The organism is Modicisalibacter muralis (assembly GCF_900102945.1).
Taxonomy (GTDB): Bacteria; Pseudomonadota; Gammaproteobacteria; order Pseudomonadales; family Halomonadaceae; genus Modicisalibacter; species Modicisalibacter muralis.
This window is the reverse complement of record NZ_FNGI01000004.1, coordinates 1-19,023: the sequence shown is the minus strand read 5'-3', so window position 1 is coordinate 19,023 and position 19,023 is coordinate 1. Positions and strand designations below refer to the sequence as shown.

Below are 19,023 nucleotides of genomic sequence, written 5' to 3'. Positions count from 1 at the left end.
AAAAATGGCAGGTCAGGATTCGATACGCCTCGCCGGATACCGAGAAATTCAGCCAGGCGGTTCTTGACCCTGTAGTGGCTACAGGGCGTTTAATGGTGGCGAATTGCCTTGGCTGGAGAATGGTATGGCGCATCATGACTCGTCGCACATCGATCATGCTCATGACCATACCCCGACGGTCACCGCCGACAGCGAAAAGCGGGTGCGCTGGGCCTTGCTGCTCACTGCGGGCTTCATGCTCGCCGAGATCGTCGGCGGCATCGTTTCGGGATCGCTCGCCCTGCTGGCCGACGCCGGCCACATGTTCAGCGATAGCGCGTCGCTGGGCCTGGCGCTGGTGGCGTTTCGCCTAGGGGTGCGTTCGCCGGATCGCCAACGCACCTTCGGCTATCGACGCTTCCAGGTGCTGGCGGCGTTCGTCAACGGCCTGACCCTGTTCGCGATCGCGATCTGGGTTTTCTATTCAGCCATCGAGCGCCTGCTGTCGCCCGTCAATGTGCTCGCCGTGCCGATGATGTCCATCGCGGTCATCGGCCTGTTCGTCAACATCGCCGCCTTCGCGATACTTCACCGAGGCGATCAGGGCAACATCAATCTGCGCGGCGCGGCCATGCACGTGATGGGCGATCTGCTCGGCTCGGTTGCCGCCATCGCCGCTTCGCTGATCATATTATTCACCGGCTGGAACGCCGCCGATCCGCTGCTCTCGATGCTGGCCGCGGCGCTGATCCTGCGCGGCGCCTGGCAGATCGTGCGCCGTTCGGCGCATACCCTGCTCGAAGGAACGCCGGATGGCGTCGAGGTCGCCCAGATTCGCGAGGCGCTGGAAGCGCTGGATGGCGTCGAGAACCTGCACGACCTGCATGTATGGGGCCTGACGCCGCAGGACCCACTGCTTAGCCTGCACCTGGTGGTACGCGACGATGCCGATCACAATCGCGTGCTCGCCGACGCTTATGCGCTGCTTCGCGAGCGCTTCGGGATCAGCCATGCGACCCTGCAACTCGAGGGCGAGGCCTGCCTGACCGGTGGCGACTGCGAGACAACCGTCGGAGCACCGCCTCGCCGCTAGGCCGCGCTGCTCAGCGTTGCCGGCGACGCGATTGTCCGGGACTGATTAGTCTGACCCGGGTCTTGGGTCGGCGGGGAGGCGTCGGTGCGGGGGGAGACGTGTCGGTGGCTTGATCGGTGGGCGGTGTGACCGGTGGGCTGACGATCCAGGCGAAGGTCGGCAGGGTCAGGTGCCAGTGGATCGCCGCGAGTCGTAGCCCCAGTGTCACCAGCAGGGCCAGGCCGGCGGCCAGGGCCTCGTCGGTGGCAAGTGCGACCAGTGTTACGTAGGCAGTGCCGCCGGCGATCGAGGCCGTGGCATAGATCTCCTGGCGCAGTACCATCGGCACCCGGCGTGCCAGAACGTCGCGAATCATGCCGCCGGCGATACCGGTCAGCAATCCCATCAACACGGCGACTACACTGGGTGCGCCCAGGGCCAGGGCCTTGTGTGCTCCGATCACCGTGAACAGCGCCAGGCCAAAGGCATCGGTGACCGGCAGGAAAGTGCGGGTCAGGCGGTGGATGTAATGGAAGCCGAGGATCGCCAGGCCCACGGTGACCAGAATCACCCACAGGTAGGTGGGATCGGACACCCAGAACACGGGGCGTACACCGAGCACCAGATCGCGCAGGGTGCCGCCACCGATACCGGTTACCGCCGCCAGCACCAGCATGCCGAAGGGGTCCATACGCGAGCGGCAAGCCAGGATCACCCCGGAAAGCGCGAAGATGACCACGCCCGCCAGGTCCAGCAGATATACCCAGTCCATTCTCTCTCCTGTCACGGGCCGGGGCGATGATCACAAGCTGCCCGGCCGGTGCGCAGCGGGGTAGCTTACACGGAGCCGATCACTCCCAGTTCAGGATCACCTTGCTGGCATCGCCTGCCAGCATGGCATCGAAGCCTTGCTGGAACTCGCTGTAGTGCAGGCGATGGGTGATCACCGGCGAAATATCCAGCCCGGAGTCGATCATCACCGACATCTTATACCAGGTCTCGTACATCTCGCGGCCGTAGATGCCCTTGAGGGTCAGCATGTTGAAGATCACGATGTTCCAGTCGATGGCCAGCTCCTCGCCGGGAATGCCGAGCATCGCCACCTTGCCGCCATGGCACATGTTGGCCAGCATGTCCTTGAACGCCGCTGGGTTACCGGACATCTCGAGGCCCACGTCGAAGCCCTCGGACATGCCGAGTGATTGCTGGACTTCGGTAAGGCTCTCCTGGGTGACATCTACGGTACGGGTCGCACCCAGGGTCTTGGCCAAGGCTAGGCGCTGGGGGTTGAGGTCGGTAATCACCACGTGACGTGCCCCGGCATGGCGGCACACCGCGGCGGCCATGGCACCGATCGGTCCGGCGCCGGTGATCAGCACGTCCTCGCCGAGCAGATCGTACTGCAGGGCGGTATGAACGGCATTGCCCAACGGATCGAACAGCGCTGCCACGTCCAGGTCGATCCCGGGGCGGTGCTCCCAGACGTTGGACATCGGCAGCACCACGTACTCGGCAAACGCGCCAGGACGGTTGACGCCGATACCGCGGGTGTGAGCACACAGGTGACGACGCCCCGCCAGGCAGTTACGGCAGCGCCCGCAGACCACGTGACCCTCGCCGGAGACGATTTGTCCCGGGTGGAAGTCGTTGACGTTGGAGCCGACCTCGACGATCTCGCCGACAAATTCGTGGCCGACCACCATCGGTACTGGAATGGTCTGCGCCGCCCAGTTGTCCCACTTATAAATATGCAAATCGGTGCCGCAGATGGCCGTGCGCTTCACCCGCACCAACACGTCATTGATTCCGATCTCCGGTTGCGGCACGTCTTCGAGCCATAAGCCCGGTGCCGCCTCGCGTTTGACCAGCGCCTTCATTGTCGTCTCCTCGAAGCGTGTTGAATGGACTCTTCTTCTGGCAATCTGCATCTGAGTGATTACTATGAAGGAATTATTTCCAGCATAGTAGATAAATTCCACTATGCAAGAAAATATTCTCTTATTGTGGATTTTCGGGGAGCCCCAAGTGACCGCAAGACAGACGACAGTGGGTGATGGTGGCGGCCAGGTGCTCTGTGAACGAGTGATCGAGCTGCGCAAGAAAAAGGGGCTCACCCTCGACCAACTGGCTTCCGCCTCCGGCGTCAGCCGTTCGATGCTCAGCCAGATCGAACGTGGGCGTGCCAACCCCACCTTGGCGGTGGCCCTGCGTATCGCCCAGGCCTTCGGCCTGAGCATTGGCGAGCTGGTCGACCAACCCTGGACCGCCTCGAGCATCGAGGTGGTGCGCGGCGATGATGCCAACCATCTGTTTCGCGACGACCGCGAGTGTCGCATCCGCACGCTCTCACCGTTGCACCTGGAAAAGAGCGTCGAGTTCTATGAGCTGCGCATCGCACCGCGGGCCCGATTGCACAGTGCACCTCACTTCGAGGGCACCCGCGAGCTGCTCACCGTGACCCAGGGGCGTGCCCTGGTCGAGGCCGGCGACAACCGCTGCGCATTGGCCGAGGGCGACTCGGCCCACTATCACGCCGATCAGGAGCACACCATCGAGAACGACAGCGACGATGAATTGGTGTGCTTCCTGGTCGTCACCTATCAGTAGCGCACGGCACGGCGAACCTCGGCGAGCGACGCGCAGATGAACATGACTGCAATCGAAGGTGATCCGCGAAACTTTCATTGGCCCGGGGCACCCTTGATGGGCACAATGCCAGTATCCATCAAGGTTCGCCGCTGCCCGCTGGGTGGGTGCGCGAGCTTCAAGATTAAAAATTATTGAACAAGATTCATGAGGGTTGAACCGATGAGCGCCAACGAGCATCCACTGGGCATCAGTTTCGAATTCTTTCCGCCGAATACCGACACCGGCCGGGAAAAACTGATGCTGGCTCGCGATGCCCTGGCCGAGCGTAAGCCACGCTTCTTCTCGGTGACCTACGGCGCCGGTGGCTCGACCCAGGAGCGCACCTACACCACGGTGAAGCGCGTGCGCGAAAGCGGTATCAATACCGCGCCGCACCTGTCGTGTGTCGGCAGCGACAAGGGCGCGCTGCGCGAGCTTTTGGCCAGTTATCGCGAGAACGATATCGACAGCCTGGTGGCGTTGCGTGGCGATCTGCCCTCGGGCATGGGTGGCATCGGCGAGCTGCGCTACGCCAACGAGCTGGTCGAGTTCATTCGCGCCGAGACCGGCGATCATTTCGAAATCGCCGTGGCCGCCTACCCCGAGGCGCATCCCCAGGCGCCGAGCTTCGAGAAGGATCTGGAGAACTTCGTGCGCAAGGTGCGCGCCGGCGCCAATCTGGCGATCACCCAGTACTTCTTCAATCCCGAGGCCTACTTTCATTTCGTCGAGCGGGCCCGCGCACTCGGTGTCGAGACGCCGATCGTGCCGGGTATCATGCCGATCACCAATTACACCAAGCTGGCGCGTTTCTCCGATGCCTGCGGCGCCGACATTCCACGCTGGGTGCGCAAGCAGCTCGAAGCTTACGGCGACGACAGCGCAAGCATTGCCGCCTTCGGCGAGGAGGTGGTGTCGGATCTTTGCCAGCGGCTGCTCGACGGCGGCGCGCCGGGTCTGCACTTCTACACCCTCAACCAGTCCGCGCCGACGCTAAGGGTTCTCGACAACCTGACGTAGCGCGCTTGACTGGTTGGACCGAGTGGCCCGTTTGGCAGTATCGGAATGCCTTGACTAGCCTGAGATTGCACGTTGCACGTCGAACCCATGGATAGGAGCTAGACATGAAACGCTTGAGCAATCTGGCGCTGGGACTTGGCGCCTCGCTGTTGCTGGCAGGCACCGCCCAAGGTGCCCAGGAAATCGAGCTGCATGAAGTCAGCACGGATGGTGTTGGCGAAAGTATCGGCACAGTGACCGTCGAGGACACCGACTACGGTTTGCTGCTGACTCCCGATCTGTCGGGCCTGAACGCCGGCATGCATGGTTTCCACGTTCATCAGAACGCGAGCTGCGAGCCGAAGGAGGAGGGTGGCGAGACGACTCCGGCGGGCGCCGCCGGTGGCCATCTCGATCCGCAAGATACCGGCACGCACCAGGGGCCTTATGGCGAAGGCCACCTTGGCGATTTACCGGTGTTGATGGTCGATGAAGAAGGCAATGCCACTACGCCAGTGCTGGCGCCACGCCTGGAAGTGGCCGATCTCGAGGGCCGCGCGCTGATGATTCACGAAGGCGGCGACACCTATTCCGACGAACCCAAGCTGGGTGGCGGCGCCGGGCGTGTCGCCTGTGGTGCCGTCGGGCAGTAATTCCACGCTTTTTACATCTACTTTTACATCTACCGAATATGACGAGACCTCCCCTGATCGGGAGGTTTCGTCGTTATGGCGCGGCGTTACAGGTCAGCCCTTGGGGTCTAGAATCCGCACCGTCTGTATGTCGCTTTTCTCCTGTTCCTTACGAGTACGATTGACCCGCGTCTCGAGTTCGCCATGGGTGGCGGGTACCTCGATGGGTAGCTGCTCGAAGAAGTCGCAGGCGACACAGTCACGGTAGCGAATGCCGTTCTGTTCCCAGGTACGCACCTTGTCCATGGCGGCGCAGCGCGGGCAGATGGCACCGGCGATAAAGCGTTTGGGAATCGGCATGGGTTCTCCTGGATAAGTCTGTCAGGCGGCGCGGATGCCGCTATGGCGCAGCAGTGGATCGACGCTGGGCTCGCGGCCACGAAACGCGCGGAACAGCTCAGCGGCGTCGCGCGAGCCGCCCTGTTCGAGAATCTCGTGACGAAAGCGCGCGCCGGTGTCGGCGTCGAATACCCCGGCCTCCTCGAAGGCGCTGAACGCATCGGCGGATAGTACCTCGGCCCATTTGTAGCTGTAGTAGCCCGCCGCGTAACCGCCGGCGAAAATATGCCCGAAACTATTCTGGAAGCGGTTGAAGTCGCAGCGTGGCACCACCGAGAGCCGATCGCGAATCTCGTCGAGCAGGGCTTGCACGTCGCCGGCCGATGGCTTCGAAAGTTCATGGTGCAGGCGAAAATCGAACAGCGAGAATTCGATCTGGCGCAACATGCCCATCGCCGACTGGAAGTTCTTCGCCGCCTGTAGCTTGCCGAGCAGTTCGTCGGGCAGGCGCTCGCCGGTATCGACGTGGGCGGCGATCATGTCGAGCCCCTCGCGCTCCCAGCAGAAATTCTCCATGAACTGGCTGGGCAGTTCCACCGCGTCCCAGGCCACGCCATTGATGCCGGAAACGTCGGCGACGTTCTGCTGGGTCAGCATGTGGTGCAGGCCGTGGCCGAACTCGTGGAACAGCGTGGTGACCTCGTCATGCGTCAACAGCGCCGGCTTGCCGCCCACCGGACGGGTGAAGTTGCAGGTCAGGTAGGCGACCGGCAATTGCAGGCTGCCATCCTCGCGCTGGCGGCGCACCCGGCACTCGTCCATCCAGGCGCCGCCGCGCTTGCCCTCGCGAGCGTAGAGGTCGAGATAGAAGCCGGCGATCGGCACGCCGCACTCGCGGATCTCGAAGTATTTCACGTCGGGATGATAGCGCGGGGCGCTGTCGTCCTCGACGAACGCCACGCCATACAGCGCCTCGGTGACCTTGAACAGGCCGTCGATGACCTTGGGTGCCGGAAAATACGGACGTAGCTGCTCCTGCGAGATCGCATAGCGCGATTCGCGCAGCTTCTCGCTGGCATAGCCAACATCCCAGGGTTGCAGGTCGTCGAGCCCCAGCGTTTCCTTGGCGAAGGCCTCGAGCTCGTTGAACTCCTCCTGGGCCTGGGGATGGGCGCGGCCTGCCAGATCGTTGAGAAAATCGAGTACCTGGCGCGGCGAGTCGGCCATCTTGGTCGCCAGCGAGAAATCGGCATAGGTGTCGAAGCCGAGCAACTTAACCAGCTCGCAGCGCAGCGCGAGAATCTCTTCGATCGCCGGCGCGTTGTCGTACTCGCCGGCCTGCGGGCCTTGATCCGAGGCGCGGGTGACGAAGGCGGTGTAGACCTCGCGCCGCAACTCGCGGTCGTTGGCGTAGGTCACCACCGGGAAGAAACTCGGGAAGTCGAGCGTGATGCGGTAGCCGCTGGCGTTCTTGGCCTCGGCGTTGGCCTTGAGGGTGTCGAGTGCGCTCTGCGGCAGGCCATCGAGGACGGCCGCGTCGTCGATATCCTTGTGCCAGGCCTGGGTGGCGTCGAGCACATGGTTGGAGTAGGTGTTGCAGATCGCCGACAGCCGCGACTGGATCTCGCCGTAGCGGCGCTTTTCATCGGCGGGCAGGTCGACACCGGCGAGTCGGAAGTCGCGCAGGGTATTGTCCACCGAGCGGCGCTGGGCATGATCGAGCTCGCCGAAAGCCGGTGAATTCTTGAGCGCCTGATAGCCGCGGAACAGCCCTTCATGCTGACCCAGCCAGGTACCGTAATCGGAGAGTTTGCCGAGGCAGGCCTGGTAAGCCTCGCGCAGCGCCGGCGTATTCATGGTGCCGTTGAGGTGCGATACCGGCGACCAGGCTTGGGACAACCGATCGTTGAGTTCTTCGAGCGGCAGGGCCAGGCTTTCCCAGGTCGGGTGCTGCTGAGCGGCACGCTCGGCCAAGCGGTCGATGGCGCTGCGGTTCTCGTCGAGGATTTGCTCGATCGCCGGCACCACATGATCGGGCTGAATCTCGCCGAAGGGCGGCAGGACGTGGGTCTCGAGCAGCGGATTGTTGGACATCGGCGAAATCCTTGACGTGAACAGGCTTATCATGAACATGCTTTTCGCAAACATGGCGGTTGGCATTAGATGCGGGCGCGGGCGCCTTGTTTCAATGTAGTTCGCGGTGGATTAGGCTTGCTGCCTTTCGTGACGCAAGGGATGGATCGATGAGTGAGACGGTGGAGCGCTGGAGTTCGCGGCGTGCATTCATTTTGGCGGTTACCGGCGCGGCGGTGGGTCTGGGCAATATCTGGCGTTTTCCCTATATCACCGGCGAGAACGGCGGTGCGGCGTTTCTGCTGTTGTATATCATCTTCGTCGCCCTGTTGGGCGTGCCGGTGATGATGGCCGAGATCATGATCGGACGCGCCGGGCGGCGCAGCCCGATGATGGCGTTGAGCCATCTGGCGCGCCGGGCCGGAGCCACGCCGCATTGGCGCTGGGTGGGGCTGTTCGGCGCGATCACGGTGTTTTTCATTCTGTCGTTCTATTCGGTGGTGTCGGGTTGGTCGATCGAATACCTGGTCAGCGCCGTCAACGGCAGCTTCGCGTCTCGCTCGCCCGCCGAGATCGGCGCCAGCTTCGATGCGTTTCTCGCCGATCCGCTGCGCATGACCTTCAACCACACACTGTTCATGTTGCTGACCATGTCGGTGGTCGCCGCCGGGGTTTCCGGTGGGTTGGAGAAGCTCAACAACCTGTTGATGCCGCTGCTTTACATCATCCTGGTGATATTGGCGGTCTACGCCACCACCACCGCGGGGTTCGGCCAGGCGATCAGTTGGCTGTTCACACCCGATCCCGGTGCCATCACGGCCGGCGTGGTGCTCAGCGCCATGGGCCATGCCTTCTTCACGCTGGCGGTGGGGGCCTGTGCGTTGATGGCCTATGGTGCCTACATGCCGGATCACCAGAGCCTGACGCGGGCGGCAGTCTCGGTCGTGGTGCTCAACGTGGCAGTGGCGATACTGGCCGGTATCGCGGTTTTCTCGGTGGTGTTCACTCAGGGCATGGACCCCGCCGAGGGGCCGGGACTGATGTTCGTGACGTTGCCGATCGCTTTTTCCGAGCTACCCGGCGGTGCGTTCTGGCTCGGCGGCTTCTTCCTGTTGCTGCTACTCGCGGCCTGGACCTCGTCGATCAACCTCGCCGAGCCGATGGTCTCGATGTTGCAGGGTGCCGGGCTCAAGCGCGGCCAGGCGGCGGCGGTCGTCGGCGTTCTGGTATGGGCGGTGGGCTTGCTCTCGGTGCTGTCGTTCTCGAGCATGGCCGATGTGCACTGGTTCGCAGGCATGACCTTCTTCGCCTGGGTGACCAGCGTGCCGCCGTCGATTTTCCTGCCGATGGGTGGCGTGATGATTGCCATCTTCGCCGCTTGGGTGCTGCCCAACGAGATCGCGGCACGGGCGTTGGATACCAGCCCCGGGGGCTTTCGGCTATGGCAGGGGCTGGTGCGCTACGTGTCGATTCCGTTGATGGTGGTGGTGTTGCTGTCGGGTTTGTTGTGAGAGTTGCCTGAATAGGAGAACGAGCATGCACTTACGAACGTTTCAGGGCTTGACGCCGCGCCTCGGCGAGCGTGTCTATGTTGACCCAGGCAGCGTGGTGCTGGGCGATGTGATGCTGGGTGACGATTGTTCGGTGTGGCCGATGGCGGTGATCCGCGGCGACATGCACCGTATCCGCATTGGTGCGCGCACCAGCGTGCAGGACGGCAGTGTGTTGCATATCACTCACGCCAGCGAATTCAATCCCGGCGGCCATCCCTTAACCATCGGCGACGACGTGACCATCGGTCACAAGGCGCTGCTGCATGGTTGCAACGTGGGGAACCGCGTGCTGGTCGGGATGGGCGCGATTGTCATGGATGGCGCGGTCGTCGAAGATGAGGTGATCATCGCCGCCGGCGCGGTAGTGACGCCGGGCAAGACGCTCGCCAGCGGCTACGTTTACGCCGGCAATCCGGCCAAGCCGTTGCGCGCACTGAAAGACAGCGAGCGCGCGTTCTTCGTCTATAGCGCCGGCAATTACGTCAAGTTGAAGGATCAATATCTGGCCGACGGCCAGGATGGCTGAGCGCGGCAAGTCGTGTCGCCATTTGGCAACTGATTGTTTTATCAGGCTGTGTTACGCATAATCTGGTTTTTCATCCAGTGTTTCGGGTTTTGCGTACATGGCCGATTTTCGGACTCATCTCAGCGTCGCCGCGAGCGGTGGCGTGCTATTGGCCTTCGGCGGCTGGCAGGCGTCGTTATGGTCGCCGAGCGAGGCGCTCTCGGTGGCGATGCTGACCGCCTTCGGCGGCATTCTGCCGGATATCGATTCCGACAACTCCCACGCGATTCGGCTGATCTTCACGCTGAGCGCCGTGCTGGCGGTCGTCGTCGGTGCGTTGGCCCTGCACGGGCAGGTGACGCCGGGCGTGCTGCTGGCGGCCTGTGCCGGGCTCTATGTCGGCGTGCGTTATGCGCTGAGCGAAGTGTTCAAGCGCTTCACGGTGCATCGCGGCATCTGGCACTCGTTGCTGGCGATGGCGCTCTGCGGGTTGGGGGGCAGCGCGCTCAGCTATCAGCTGCTGGCGCAGAGCGCCGGGATTGCCTGGGTCCAAGGGCTGGCGCTGGTTTTTGGCAGCCTGATCCATCTATTGCTCGACGAAATCTATAGCGTCGATCTGGACGGTGCGCGGATCAAGCGTTCCTTCGGCACCGCCTTTAAATTGTTCGCCTACCGCGAGCCGCTCAATTCGCTACTCTTGCTGGCGCTGGCCGTGGGATTGGCGCCGTGGCTGCCGCCCTGGTCGGCATTGCTCGATCTGGTGGCTCAGAGTAGCCGGTTGTGGCGGTAGTCATCGGCCTTGAGCGCGTACTTCTTGAGCTTGTCGTAGAGCGTCTTGCGTGGCAGCCCAAGGTGCTCGCAGACCGCGCTGATGCGCCCCTGATGGTTGGCCAGCGATTGGCTGATCAGGCTCTTCTCGAACAGCTCGACCTGCTGCGGCAGGGGCATCTCGCTGGGGCCTGGGTCGGCACCCTCCAGCAACATGTCGAGGCGATAGTCGTAGGCGCCGCCGAGCAGCACGAAACGCTCGGCGAGATTACGCAGCTCGCGCACGTTACCCGGCCAGTCATGGGCCAGCAGTACCGATACGCCGGTGGCATCGAGCGGTGGCGCCTCGAGCCCACTACGGTTGGCGGCGACCACGGCGAAGTGCTGGAACAATAGCGGAATGTCCTCGCGGCGCTCGCGCAGTGGGGGTATCGGCAACGTCACCACATTGAGGCGGTAATAGAGGTCCTCACGAAATCCGCCGCTCTCGGCGGCCGCCTTGAGATCGATCTTGGTGGCGGCGATCACGCGAATGTCCAGCGCCACCGGCTGGTTGGAGCCGAGTCGCTCGACGCTGCGTTCCTGCAATACGCGCAGCAGTTTGACCTGTAGCGCCAATGGCATCGATTCGATTTCGTCGAGGAATACGCTACCGCCATTGGCGTGTTCGAACTTGCCGATGCGGCGTTCGACTGCGCCGGTGAAGGCGCCTTTCTCGTGTCCGAACAGCTCCGATTCGATGATGCTCTCCGGCACCGCGCCACAGTTGATGGCGACGAATGGCTGGCCACCGCGCAGGCTGCGCTCGTGCAGCGAGCGGGCGATGAGATCCTTGCCGACGCCGGTCTCGCCGAACAGCAGCACGTCGGCTTCCACCTGGCTGATGCGTTGGAGCATCGCCGTTAGCCGTTGCATGGCCGGGGTGCGGCCGACGATGCGTGGCCCAGGGGCGCCGCGTTGTGCCTCCAGTTCGGCCTTGAGGCGGCGGTTCTCGAGGCTCAACTGACGCTTCTCGGCGGCGCGGCGCACCACGTCCGCCAGGCGTTCGCCGGCGAACGGCTTTTCCAAAAAGTCCCAGGCGCCTTCGCGCATCGCCTCGACCGCGGTTGAAATATCGCCATGGCCGGTCACCAGGATCACCGGTAGATCGGGGTCGCGGCGCCGCACCTCGCGCAACAGGGCCAGACCGTCCATGCCGGGCATGCGAATATCGCTGACCAGCACGCCGGGATAATCGGCGCTCAGTGCGTCGAGCGCGGCCTCGCCACTGGCGAACGTCTGCGGTGCGTAGCCGGCGAGTTCCAGGGTCTGGCTGGCGGTAATGCGCAGGTGCTCTTCATCGTCGACGATCAGCACCGGCGGCGCAACCGGGTCATGCATGAGGATGCTCCTTGGAGGGCGGGGGCGTCGCTTCGTCGCCGGCACTTGCTGGCGCGGCGCAGGCCGCCAGGCTGACGGTGAATAGGGCTCCGCTGTCATTGACGGCCTCGAGGCGCCCGCCGAGGTCGTCGACGATACGCGCCGAGATCGACAGGCCCAGCCCCAACCCTTTGCCGGTGGTCTTGGTGGTGAAGAAGGGCTCGAAAACCCGCTTGAGATGGGCCTCGGCAATGCCGGGGCCGGTATCGCGCACGCCGATGCGTACTTCCTGGCCGCTGGTTTCGATGCTCAGTATCAGCAGCGGAGCGGAGCAGTCAGCCATCGCCTGCAGGGCGTTGCCGATCAGGTTGACCAGTACCTGCTCGAGACGCACCAGATCGGCGCGCACCCAGACGTCGCCGGCCGGCCAGCGATAGTCGACCGTCACCGCGCTGGATTTGAGTCGCGCGCGATACAGGCGTAGCGCGTAATTGAAGCAGGCCTGCACGGAGACCGCTGTCAGATTGTCGCCGCTCTTGCGCGAGAACTGCTTGAGCTGGGCGCTGATCTCGGCCATGCGTGCGGTGAGCTCGACGATCTGCGCCAGATTGGCGCTGGCCGCCTGGCTGCGACCGCGTTGGATGAACACATTGGCATTCTCGGCATAGGCACGGATGGCGGCGAGTGGCTGGTTGAGCTCGTGATTGATGCCGGCGGACATCTGGCCGAGCACCGCCAGTTTGGCGGCCTGGATCAGCTCATCCTGGGTTTGGCGCAGGTTGGCCTCGGCGCGCTTGCGCTCGTCGATCTCGCCGGACAGGCGGCGGTTGGAGTCGAGCAGATCGCGGGTGCGCTCCTCGACACGCTGCTCCAGCTGGTCGCGGGCACGCGCCAGTGCTTGCTCCTGGGTCTTGCGCTCGCTGATATCGAATATCGTGGCCAGCCAGCGCGGTCCATGAGGACTGTCCAGCGGGCTGACCGTCAGTTCCAGTGGAAAGCGATCGCCGCCGGCGCGTACCGCCAGCACTTCCACCGGGCTGGGCGCCGGGGCGTGGCGCAAGGCGGCGATGCGTGACGCATCGGCGGGAGAGAGCAGTTCCGTCAGGCGGCGGTTCTCGACACTCGATGACGTATGGCCGAACAGCGCCTGGGCGGTGGGGTTGATGTAGGTCAGCGCGCCCTGCTCGTCGAGTACCAGCAGGCCGGCACGGGTACGATCGATGATGCCGCGCACGCGGGCCTGGCCTTCGGCCAGTGCGCGGCGTTCGCGCTTGGCAAACAGCTCGCGTTCGCGACGTAGCCGCCAGCGTTGCCAGCCGATGCCAGCGGCCAGGATGACCACGCCGTAGAGGCCGGCGGCGAGCATACCGGCCTGCCACTGAGCGCCTTTCAGCGGCTCCAGCGACTTGAGTATCAGCATGTGCCAGTGCAACGACGGTAGATCGCGGGCCAGCGACAGGTAAAGGTCGTCGGCCAGCGGGCCTTCGCTGAAACGTACGATACGCGAGCCATCGGCACGCTCGCTGAGTCGCTCGACGGGTAGCGTCGTCAGTGCGGCGCCGTCGTAGCGTCGCGTGGTGCTCAGTTTCGCCCGGGTGTCGGCACTTAGCGGTGCCAGGCTGGTCAGCCGCAGCCCCTGTTGGCTAGCGATGAAGATCACGCCATGATCGTCGCTGATCAGTAGTTCGCCGTTCTGGCTGGCCCAGTCTGCTTCGAGTGGCGCGATCAATACCTTGACCACCAGCACGCCGTCGATGTCGTTGTCGCCATCGGCGAGCCGCACCGGTGCCGAGAAGTAATAACCACGCTCGCCCGAGTGGGTGCCGAGTCCGTAGAAGCGGCCCATGCGTCCGGCCATGGCGTCGCGAAAGTAGGGGCGAAAGTCGTAATTGCCGCCGATGAAGCTATGCGGCAGATACCAGTTGCTGGCGGCCAGGGCGGTGCCATGGCGATCGAGCAGGTAGATGTCCGAGACGTCGGCAATGGCGCGAAAGCTGTCGAGCATCAAGTTGAGCTGCATCAGGCCGGCAAGATCGTTGGGGTGCGCCAGGGCCTGTTGGACGGCTTCGCGATTGGCCAGCAGCCGAGGCAGATAATCGTGGCGTGAGAGGTAGGCGGTGACCCCGGCGGCCGACAGGCGCAGCTCGTTGTGGGCCTCGGTGTAGAGCGCCTCGAGCGCTTGCTCGCGGGCTATCTGCGCCGCCTGCCAGACGCACGCAACCAACCCTAGCGGGATCAATAACAGCAGCAGGTGTCGCCAAGGGCGCGGTAGTCGAGTGGCTTGCATGGCGGGCCCTCGGGTATCGGCAGCGTTCAGTCTTGGCGCTCGGGCAGCGCCTGGGCGCGGCGCAGCGCGCGCTGGGCACGGGTCTCGGCGCGCTCGAGCTCGAGCAGGCCCTCCTCGACGTAAACCAGATGCTCATGGGCGCGCGAACGGGCATCCTCGGCGCGACCCTCGAGAATGGCATCGAGCAGCGCGCGATGCTGGCTCATCAATTGCTCGCGAGAGCCGGGCCTTTCGAACAGGTGTGCCAGGTTGGCGACGATACTCTTCTCCAGCAAGTGAAAGATACCGCGAATGGTATGCAGCAGCAGCACGTTGTGGCCGGCCTCGGCGATGGCCAAATGAAAGGCGGCGTCGGCCTTGGCCTCGCGGTGTGGGTCATCCTGTAGGCGCGGTTCGGCGTAACTGGCATCGAGTTCCTCGAAACGGCGAATCAATAGTTCCTTATCGGCGGGCGTGGAGCGCAGCGCAGCGTAGTAGGCGGAGATGCCTTCCAGGGCGTCGCGAAATTCCAGCAGGTCGAGGTTGAACTCGCCGTGGCGCGAGAGCATCTCCAGCAGCGGGTCGCTATAGCCGCTTTTCAGCTCATCGCTAATGAAGGTGCCGCCGCCTTGACGGCTGGTCAGCAGGCCGCGCGCCGAGAGCTTCTGAATCGCTTCGCGTAGCGAGGGCCGCGAAACGCCGAAGCGTTCGGAAAGTTCACGCTCCGGCGGAAGTCGCTGCCCGGGCGTCAGGCTACCCTCGAGAATCATCGCCTCGAGGCGCTCGGTGATGACGTCGGCGATGCGCGGTTGTCGAACCGGCTGATAAACCATACTCGAGAATCCGGTAATGTGATGATGGAGCGGCGGCAAAAGCGGCCGAGACGCACGAATGTAAAAATTGGTATTACCAATAATAACGACTGCAGGTCGGCTTGCCAATTCCCGGGGCGTCAAGTTTTTCCAATGCGGGCAATAGGTTGTTGCGCCATCTAGCGGGGCAATACTAAAGTCTAAGAGGTTTGCCGGTAGGAATCGCATAGCAATATTTGACTCCGGCCTGGCCTTGCTCCTACTGTGCACCGATACCGTCGGTAAATTGGTAAAACCAATTTACCGCATAAAACAATCGATGCCGTGCCTACCGGCCGACCCTGCGTTGGTGGCGGGCTCGAGGAGCCTGACATGACACCGCTCAAACTGTACCCGCCGAAGCCGGACAAGGTCTATTTCTATGGCACCTGTCTGATCGACATGTTCTATCCCGAGGCGGGGCTCGACGGCATTCGCCTGCTGGAGCGCGAGGGGATCGAAGTCATTTTTCCCTTTGAACAGACCTGTTGCGGTCAGCCTGCTTATACCTCCGGTTATCATGACGAGGCCCGCGCGGTCGCCGAAGCGCAATTGGCGCTGTTTCCCGAACCCTGGCCGGTCATTGTGCCATCGGGTTCGTGCGGCGGCATGATGCGCACGCATTACCCACAACTATTTGCCGGCACCGAACGGCAGGACCGCGCCCGCGAGCTGGCCGGGCGGGTCTTCGAGCTCACCGAGTTTCTGGTGCATGTCTGCCATGTTCGGCTTGCCGACAAAGGTGAGCCGCAGCGCGTGGCCATGCACACCTCATGCAGTGCGCGCCGCGAAATGGGTCTGGCCGACACCGCCCCGGCATTGCTCGGGCAGCTCGCGCAAGTGACCCTGGTCGAGCAGGCCCGAGCCGCCGAGTGTTGCGGCTTCGGCGGCACCTTCGCGGTGCGTCATCCCGAGGTGTCGGCGGCGATGGTCGAAGACAAGTCCCAGGCCATTGAGGCTGCCGGCGCCGAGCATTTCGTCACTTCCGATTGCGGTTGCCTGATGAATATCGGAGGGCGTTTCGAGCACCAGAACAAATCGCTGCGTGGCGAGCATATCGCCAGCTATCTGTGGAGGCGCACGTCATGAGTGTCGAGACCTATACACCGCAGGCGTTTCACCGCCAGGCGCACGATGCGCTGGGCAACCCGCAGATTCGCGCCAATTTTCGTCAGGCGATGGATGGCCTGATGGGCAAGCGCCGCGACGCCTTCGGCGATTGGGACGTGGAAACCCTGCGTGAGCTGGGGGCGAACATCCGCTTGCGAGCGCTGGCCAAGTTGCCGGACTTGCTCGAGCAGCTCGAGGCCAAGTGCCAGGCCAACGGTATCAAGGTGCATTGGGCCGAAGATGGCGAGCAAGCCTGCGAGATCATTCGTGGGCTATGCGAAGCGCGTGGCGCCAAGCGCGTGATCAAGGGCAAGTCGATGGTTTCCGAGGAGATGCACCTCAATGCGCATCTCGAGGCGGCCGGCATCGAGGCGCTGGAGTCGGATCTCGGCGAATACCTGGTGCAGCTCAACGAGCAGACGCCCTCGCATATCATCATGCCGGCGATCCATCTCAATACCGATGAGATATCCGATCTCATGCATGCCAAGACCGGCACCGAGCGCACCCGCGATGTCGACTACCTGACTGCTGCCGCACGCCAACAGCTGCGTGAGCGCTTCATGGCCGCCGACGTGGGCATCTCGGGGGTCAATTTCGCCGTCGCCGAAACCGGCACGTTGTGCCTGGTCGAGAACGAGGGCAACGGGCGCATGACCACCACGGTGCCGCCGGTGCATATCGCCGTGACCGGTATCGAGAAGGTCGTCGAGCATCTGCGCGACGTGGCGCCTCTATATGCGCTACTGACACGCTCGGCCACCGGGCAGCACGTTACTACTTACTTCAATATGATCTCAGGGCCGCGCAAGCCCGAGGAGCATGACGGCCCGGAAGAAGTCCATCTGGTGCTGGTGGATAACGGCCGCTCGGCTATCTATCAGGACGACGAACTGCTCGACACGCTGCGCTGCATTCGTTGTGGTGCCTGCATGAACCATTGTCCGGTGTATACGCGAGTTGGCGGCCATACCTACGGCACCACCTACCCGGGTCCCATCGGCAGTATCCTGATGCCGCATCTGCAAGGGCTGGAAGCGACCAAGGATCTACCCAGTGCTTCCAGCCTGTGTGGCGCTTGCGGCGAAGTTTGTCCGGTGAAGATACCGATTCCCGATCTGCTGGTGCGCTTGCGCAAGGAGGCGGTGGGCGAAGGGCGAGGCAATGTCGCGGGCGCCGGGGCCAAGCGTAATCGCTCCGAAGTGTTGGCGTGGAAGGGCTTTCAATGGCTGGCTACGCACCCCGGCGCCTGGCGGGCAAGTACCGGCATAGCCGGCAAGCTGCGCGCGCTGACGCCTGCGAAGCTAGGGCCCTGGACCGATTACCGCACGGCGCCTAAACCGGCGGCGACCTCGCTGCATGCGCTGGTCAAGCGACATCGTCGAGATGCTAAGCAGGAGGGCAAATCATGAGTGCCCGTGACACGATACTCGGCCGCCTGCGAGAGCGCCTGGATGGACCGCTGGCTGCGCCCGCCTGTGACTTTAGCGTGGTCACTGGCCGTGGCTGGTCGCATGAGGAGCGCCTGAGGCGTTTCGAAGACAAGATCGCCTCGGTGCATGGCGAAGTCATCCATACCGACCATGCCGCCTGGATCGAAGCGCTGATCAGCATGCTGGCCGATAAGGACATCAAGCGCCTGGGGCTGGGGCGCGAGCACCCGATAGCCCAGGAGGCGCGCACGGCGCTGGCGGATAGCGGGATAGAGCTGACCGACGCCGATCGCGATATCGAGTCCTGGCAGCGCGAGCAGTTCGACTCACTGGAGGCTGGGCTGACCTCGACGCGTGGTGGTATCGCCGAGACCGGCAGCCTGTGGTTATGGCCAACCTCGGATGAGCCGCGCCGGCTGAGCCTGGTGCCACCGCTGCATATTGCCGTGCTCGATGCCGACGCCATCGAAGATACCTTTTTCGATGTCGTCGAACGGCATGACTGGGCCGGCAATATGCCCACCAATGCGCTGCTGATTTCCGGACCAAGCAAGACGGCGGACATTGAGCAGACCCTCGCCTATGGCGTGCATGGCCCGCGCGAGCTGGTGATTTTGGTGCGTCATTAGCGATTTATGCATTAGTTGTAAAAAGAGCTTGTCAGGGCGCCCTCCAGGCCGTAGAGTACGCATCCGCTGCCGGCAACGAGCAACCGTTGTCAGCGGTAAAAGGTAGTGCAACGGCTTGATTGCATTGGGGTTTCTGGTTCGGCATGCAATGTCGGATGTGAGTTTCCACAACGCGATCGCCAGCGCGCCACCGCCGATTCGGCCTTGACAGAATGGCCCGGATCGGTAGAATACGCCTCTCTCGCAGCGAGGCCGCCCCGAGGGGCGAGGAAGGGAATGGCGGTTGTGTTCACTTTCGGCTGCGACGCTCCACTCTTCTTATAAGAGCCCGGGGCCGCTCTTTAACAATCGATCAGGTAATTCATGTGGGCGCTTGTCGACGATGCGGTGATCAGTCACCGACGATCGAGACAAGCGACTCGTCAAGTTTGAGACGTTTGAGCTCGAGCCAAGCTTGATCCGCTTTCTTCTTCGGAAGGGCAAGGATCACAATGATTGCAACTGAAGAGTTTGATCATGGCTCAGATTGAACGCTGGCGGCAGGCCTAACACATGCAAGTCGAGCGGCAGCACGGGAAGCTTGCTTCCTGGTGGCGAGCGGCGGACGGGTGAGTAATGCATAGGAATCTGCCCGGTAGTGGGGGATAACCTGGGGAAACCCAGGCTAATACCGCATACGTCCTACGGGAGAAAGCGGGGGCTCTTCGGACCTCGCGCTATCGGATGAGCCTATGTCGGATTAGCTGGTTGGTGAGGTAACGGCTCACCAAGGCGACGATCCGTAGCTGGTCTGAGAGGATGATCAGCCACACTGGGACTGAGACACG

Annotated in this window: 17 protein-coding genes and 1 rRNA gene; 11 read left to right on the top strand and 7 right to left on the bottom strand. The window is 63.1% G+C overall.

Annotation, left to right across the window (positions count from 1 at the left end):
• The first annotated feature begins 124 nt into the window (after nucleotides 1–124).
• Nucleotides 125–1,072, top strand: a complete 948-nt coding sequence (locus BLR92_RS08615; RefSeq protein WP_089727567.1) for a cation diffusion facilitator family transporter — start codon at nucleotides 125–127, stop codon at nucleotides 1,070–1,072.
• Between the two features lie 10 nt (nucleotides 1,073–1,082).
• Here the strand turns inward: BLR92_RS08615 and BLR92_RS08610 are convergent, their stop codons facing one another.
• Together BLR92_RS08610 and tdh are read right to left on the bottom strand one after the other, a co-directional pair.
• On the bottom strand, nucleotides 1,083–1,823 hold the full coding sequence (locus BLR92_RS08610; protein WP_089727566.1) for a trimeric intracellular cation channel family protein: 741 nt from the start codon (nucleotides 1,821–1,823) through the stop codon (nucleotides 1,083–1,085).
• Nucleotides 1,824–1,902: 79 nt separating this feature from the next.
• Nucleotides 1,903–2,928 carry an L-threonine 3-dehydrogenase gene (tdh, locus tag BLR92_RS08605; RefSeq protein WP_089727564.1) on the bottom strand — a complete coding sequence of 342 codons (1,026 nt, stop codon included), beginning with the start codon at nucleotides 2,926–2,928 and terminating at the stop codon, nucleotides 1,903–1,905.
• Nucleotides 2,929–3,076: 148 nt separating this feature from the next.
• On the opposite strand from tdh, the gene BLR92_RS08600 reads away from it, so the two are divergent.
• The 3 genes from BLR92_RS08600 (at nucleotide 3,077) to sodC (ending at nucleotide 5,331) form a co-directional block, all read left to right on the top strand.
• Nucleotides 3,077–3,658: a helix-turn-helix domain-containing protein gene (locus BLR92_RS08600; RefSeq protein ID WP_245704151.1), complete on the top strand. Its 582-nt coding sequence runs from the start codon at nucleotides 3,077–3,079 to the stop codon at nucleotides 3,656–3,658.
• Between the two features lie 201 nt (nucleotides 3,659–3,859).
• Nucleotides 3,860–4,699, top strand: a complete 840-nt coding sequence (gene metF, locus BLR92_RS08595) for a methylenetetrahydrofolate reductase [NAD(P)H] (protein ID WP_089727560.1) — start codon at nucleotides 3,860–3,862, stop codon at nucleotides 4,697–4,699.
• Between the two features lie 104 nt (nucleotides 4,700–4,803).
• Nucleotides 4,804–5,331 (top strand): superoxide dismutase family protein, encoded by a 528-nt coding sequence (sodC, locus tag BLR92_RS08590; protein ID WP_089727558.1) that lies wholly within the window; start codon nucleotides 4,804–4,806, stop codon nucleotides 5,329–5,331.
• A 93-nt stretch (nucleotides 5,332–5,424) separates the two neighbouring features.
• On the opposite strand, the gene BLR92_RS08585 is transcribed toward sodC, so the two are convergent.
• Together BLR92_RS08585 and prlC are read right to left on the bottom strand one after the other, a co-directional pair.
• Nucleotides 5,425–5,670, bottom strand: coding sequence for a YheV family putative zinc ribbon protein (locus BLR92_RS08585; protein ID WP_089727557.1), 246 nt, complete (start codon nucleotides 5,668–5,670; stop codon nucleotides 5,425–5,427).
• Between the two features lie 21 nt (nucleotides 5,671–5,691).
• Complete coding sequence (gene prlC / locus BLR92_RS08580) at nucleotides 5,692–7,743, bottom strand: oligopeptidase A (RefSeq protein WP_089727555.1); 2,052 nt, start codon at nucleotides 7,741–7,743, stop codon at nucleotides 5,692–5,694.
• Between the two features lie 149 nt (nucleotides 7,744–7,892).
• On the opposite strand from prlC, the gene BLR92_RS08575 reads away from it, so the two are divergent.
• From BLR92_RS08575 to BLR92_RS08565, 3 genes are all read left to right on the top strand, one after another.
• Nucleotides 7,893–9,233 carry a sodium-dependent transporter gene (locus tag BLR92_RS08575; RefSeq protein ID WP_089727553.1) on the top strand — a complete coding sequence of 447 codons (1,341 nt, stop codon included), beginning with the start codon at nucleotides 7,893–7,895 and terminating at the stop codon, nucleotides 9,231–9,233.
• A gap of 25 nt (nucleotides 9,234–9,258) precedes the next feature.
• Nucleotides 9,259–9,801 (top strand): gamma carbonic anhydrase family protein, encoded by a 543-nt coding sequence (locus tag BLR92_RS08570; RefSeq protein ID WP_089727551.1) that lies wholly within the window; start codon nucleotides 9,259–9,261, stop codon nucleotides 9,799–9,801.
• 97 nt (nucleotides 9,802–9,898) lie between these two features.
• Nucleotides 9,899–10,570, top strand: coding sequence for a metal-dependent hydrolase (locus BLR92_RS08565; protein ID WP_089727549.1), 672 nt, complete (start codon nucleotides 9,899–9,901; stop codon nucleotides 10,568–10,570).
• On the opposite strand, the gene BLR92_RS08560 is transcribed toward BLR92_RS08565, so the two are convergent.
• From BLR92_RS08560 to BLR92_RS08550, 3 genes are read right to left on the bottom strand one after another with little or no spacing between them, the layout of a single operon-like run.
• Entirely contained in the window at nucleotides 10,546–11,928 is a 1,383-nt protein-coding gene (locus BLR92_RS08560; RefSeq protein ID WP_089727547.1) for a sigma-54-dependent transcriptional regulator, read from the bottom strand. The two genes, BLR92_RS08565 and BLR92_RS08560, sit on opposite strands and share 25 nt — an antisense overlap.
• Entirely contained in the window at nucleotides 11,921–14,194 is a 2,274-nt protein-coding gene (locus tag BLR92_RS08555) for a sensor histidine kinase (RefSeq protein ID WP_089727545.1), read from the bottom strand. Before BLR92_RS08555 ends, BLR92_RS08560 begins: the two co-directional genes overlap by 8 nt.
• A 26-nt stretch (nucleotides 14,195–14,220) precedes the next feature.
• The gene (locus BLR92_RS08550; RefSeq protein WP_089727543.1) at nucleotides 14,221–15,006 is read right to left on the bottom strand and encodes a GntR family transcriptional regulator; all 786 of its coding nucleotides are present in this window, start codon (nucleotides 15,004–15,006) and stop codon (nucleotides 14,221–14,223) included.
• Between the two features lie 351 nt (nucleotides 15,007–15,357).
• Here BLR92_RS08550 and BLR92_RS08545 point away from each other — a divergent pair, with 351 nt between their 5' ends.
• The 4 genes from BLR92_RS08545 to BLR92_RS08530 form a co-directional block, all read left to right on the top strand.
• The gene (locus tag BLR92_RS08545; RefSeq protein WP_089727541.1) at nucleotides 15,358–16,113 is read left to right on the top strand and encodes a (Fe-S)-binding protein; all 756 of its coding nucleotides are present in this window, start codon (nucleotides 15,358–15,360) and stop codon (nucleotides 16,111–16,113) included.
• Complete coding sequence (locus tag BLR92_RS08540; RefSeq protein WP_089727539.1) at nucleotides 16,110–17,546, top strand: LutB/LldF family L-lactate oxidation iron-sulfur protein; 1,437 nt, start codon at nucleotides 16,110–16,112, stop codon at nucleotides 17,544–17,546. The genes BLR92_RS08545 and BLR92_RS08540 overlap by 4 nt, the downstream gene beginning before the upstream one ends.
• Nucleotides 17,543–18,196, top strand: coding sequence for a LutC/YkgG family protein (locus tag BLR92_RS08535; RefSeq protein ID WP_089727537.1), 654 nt, complete (start codon nucleotides 17,543–17,545; stop codon nucleotides 18,194–18,196). The genes BLR92_RS08540 and BLR92_RS08535 overlap by 4 nt, the downstream gene beginning before the upstream one ends.
• A 498-nt stretch (nucleotides 18,197–18,694) precedes the next feature.
• Nucleotides 18,695–19,023: ribosomal RNA gene (locus BLR92_RS08530) — 16S ribosomal RNA — on the top strand; the annotation flags it as partial.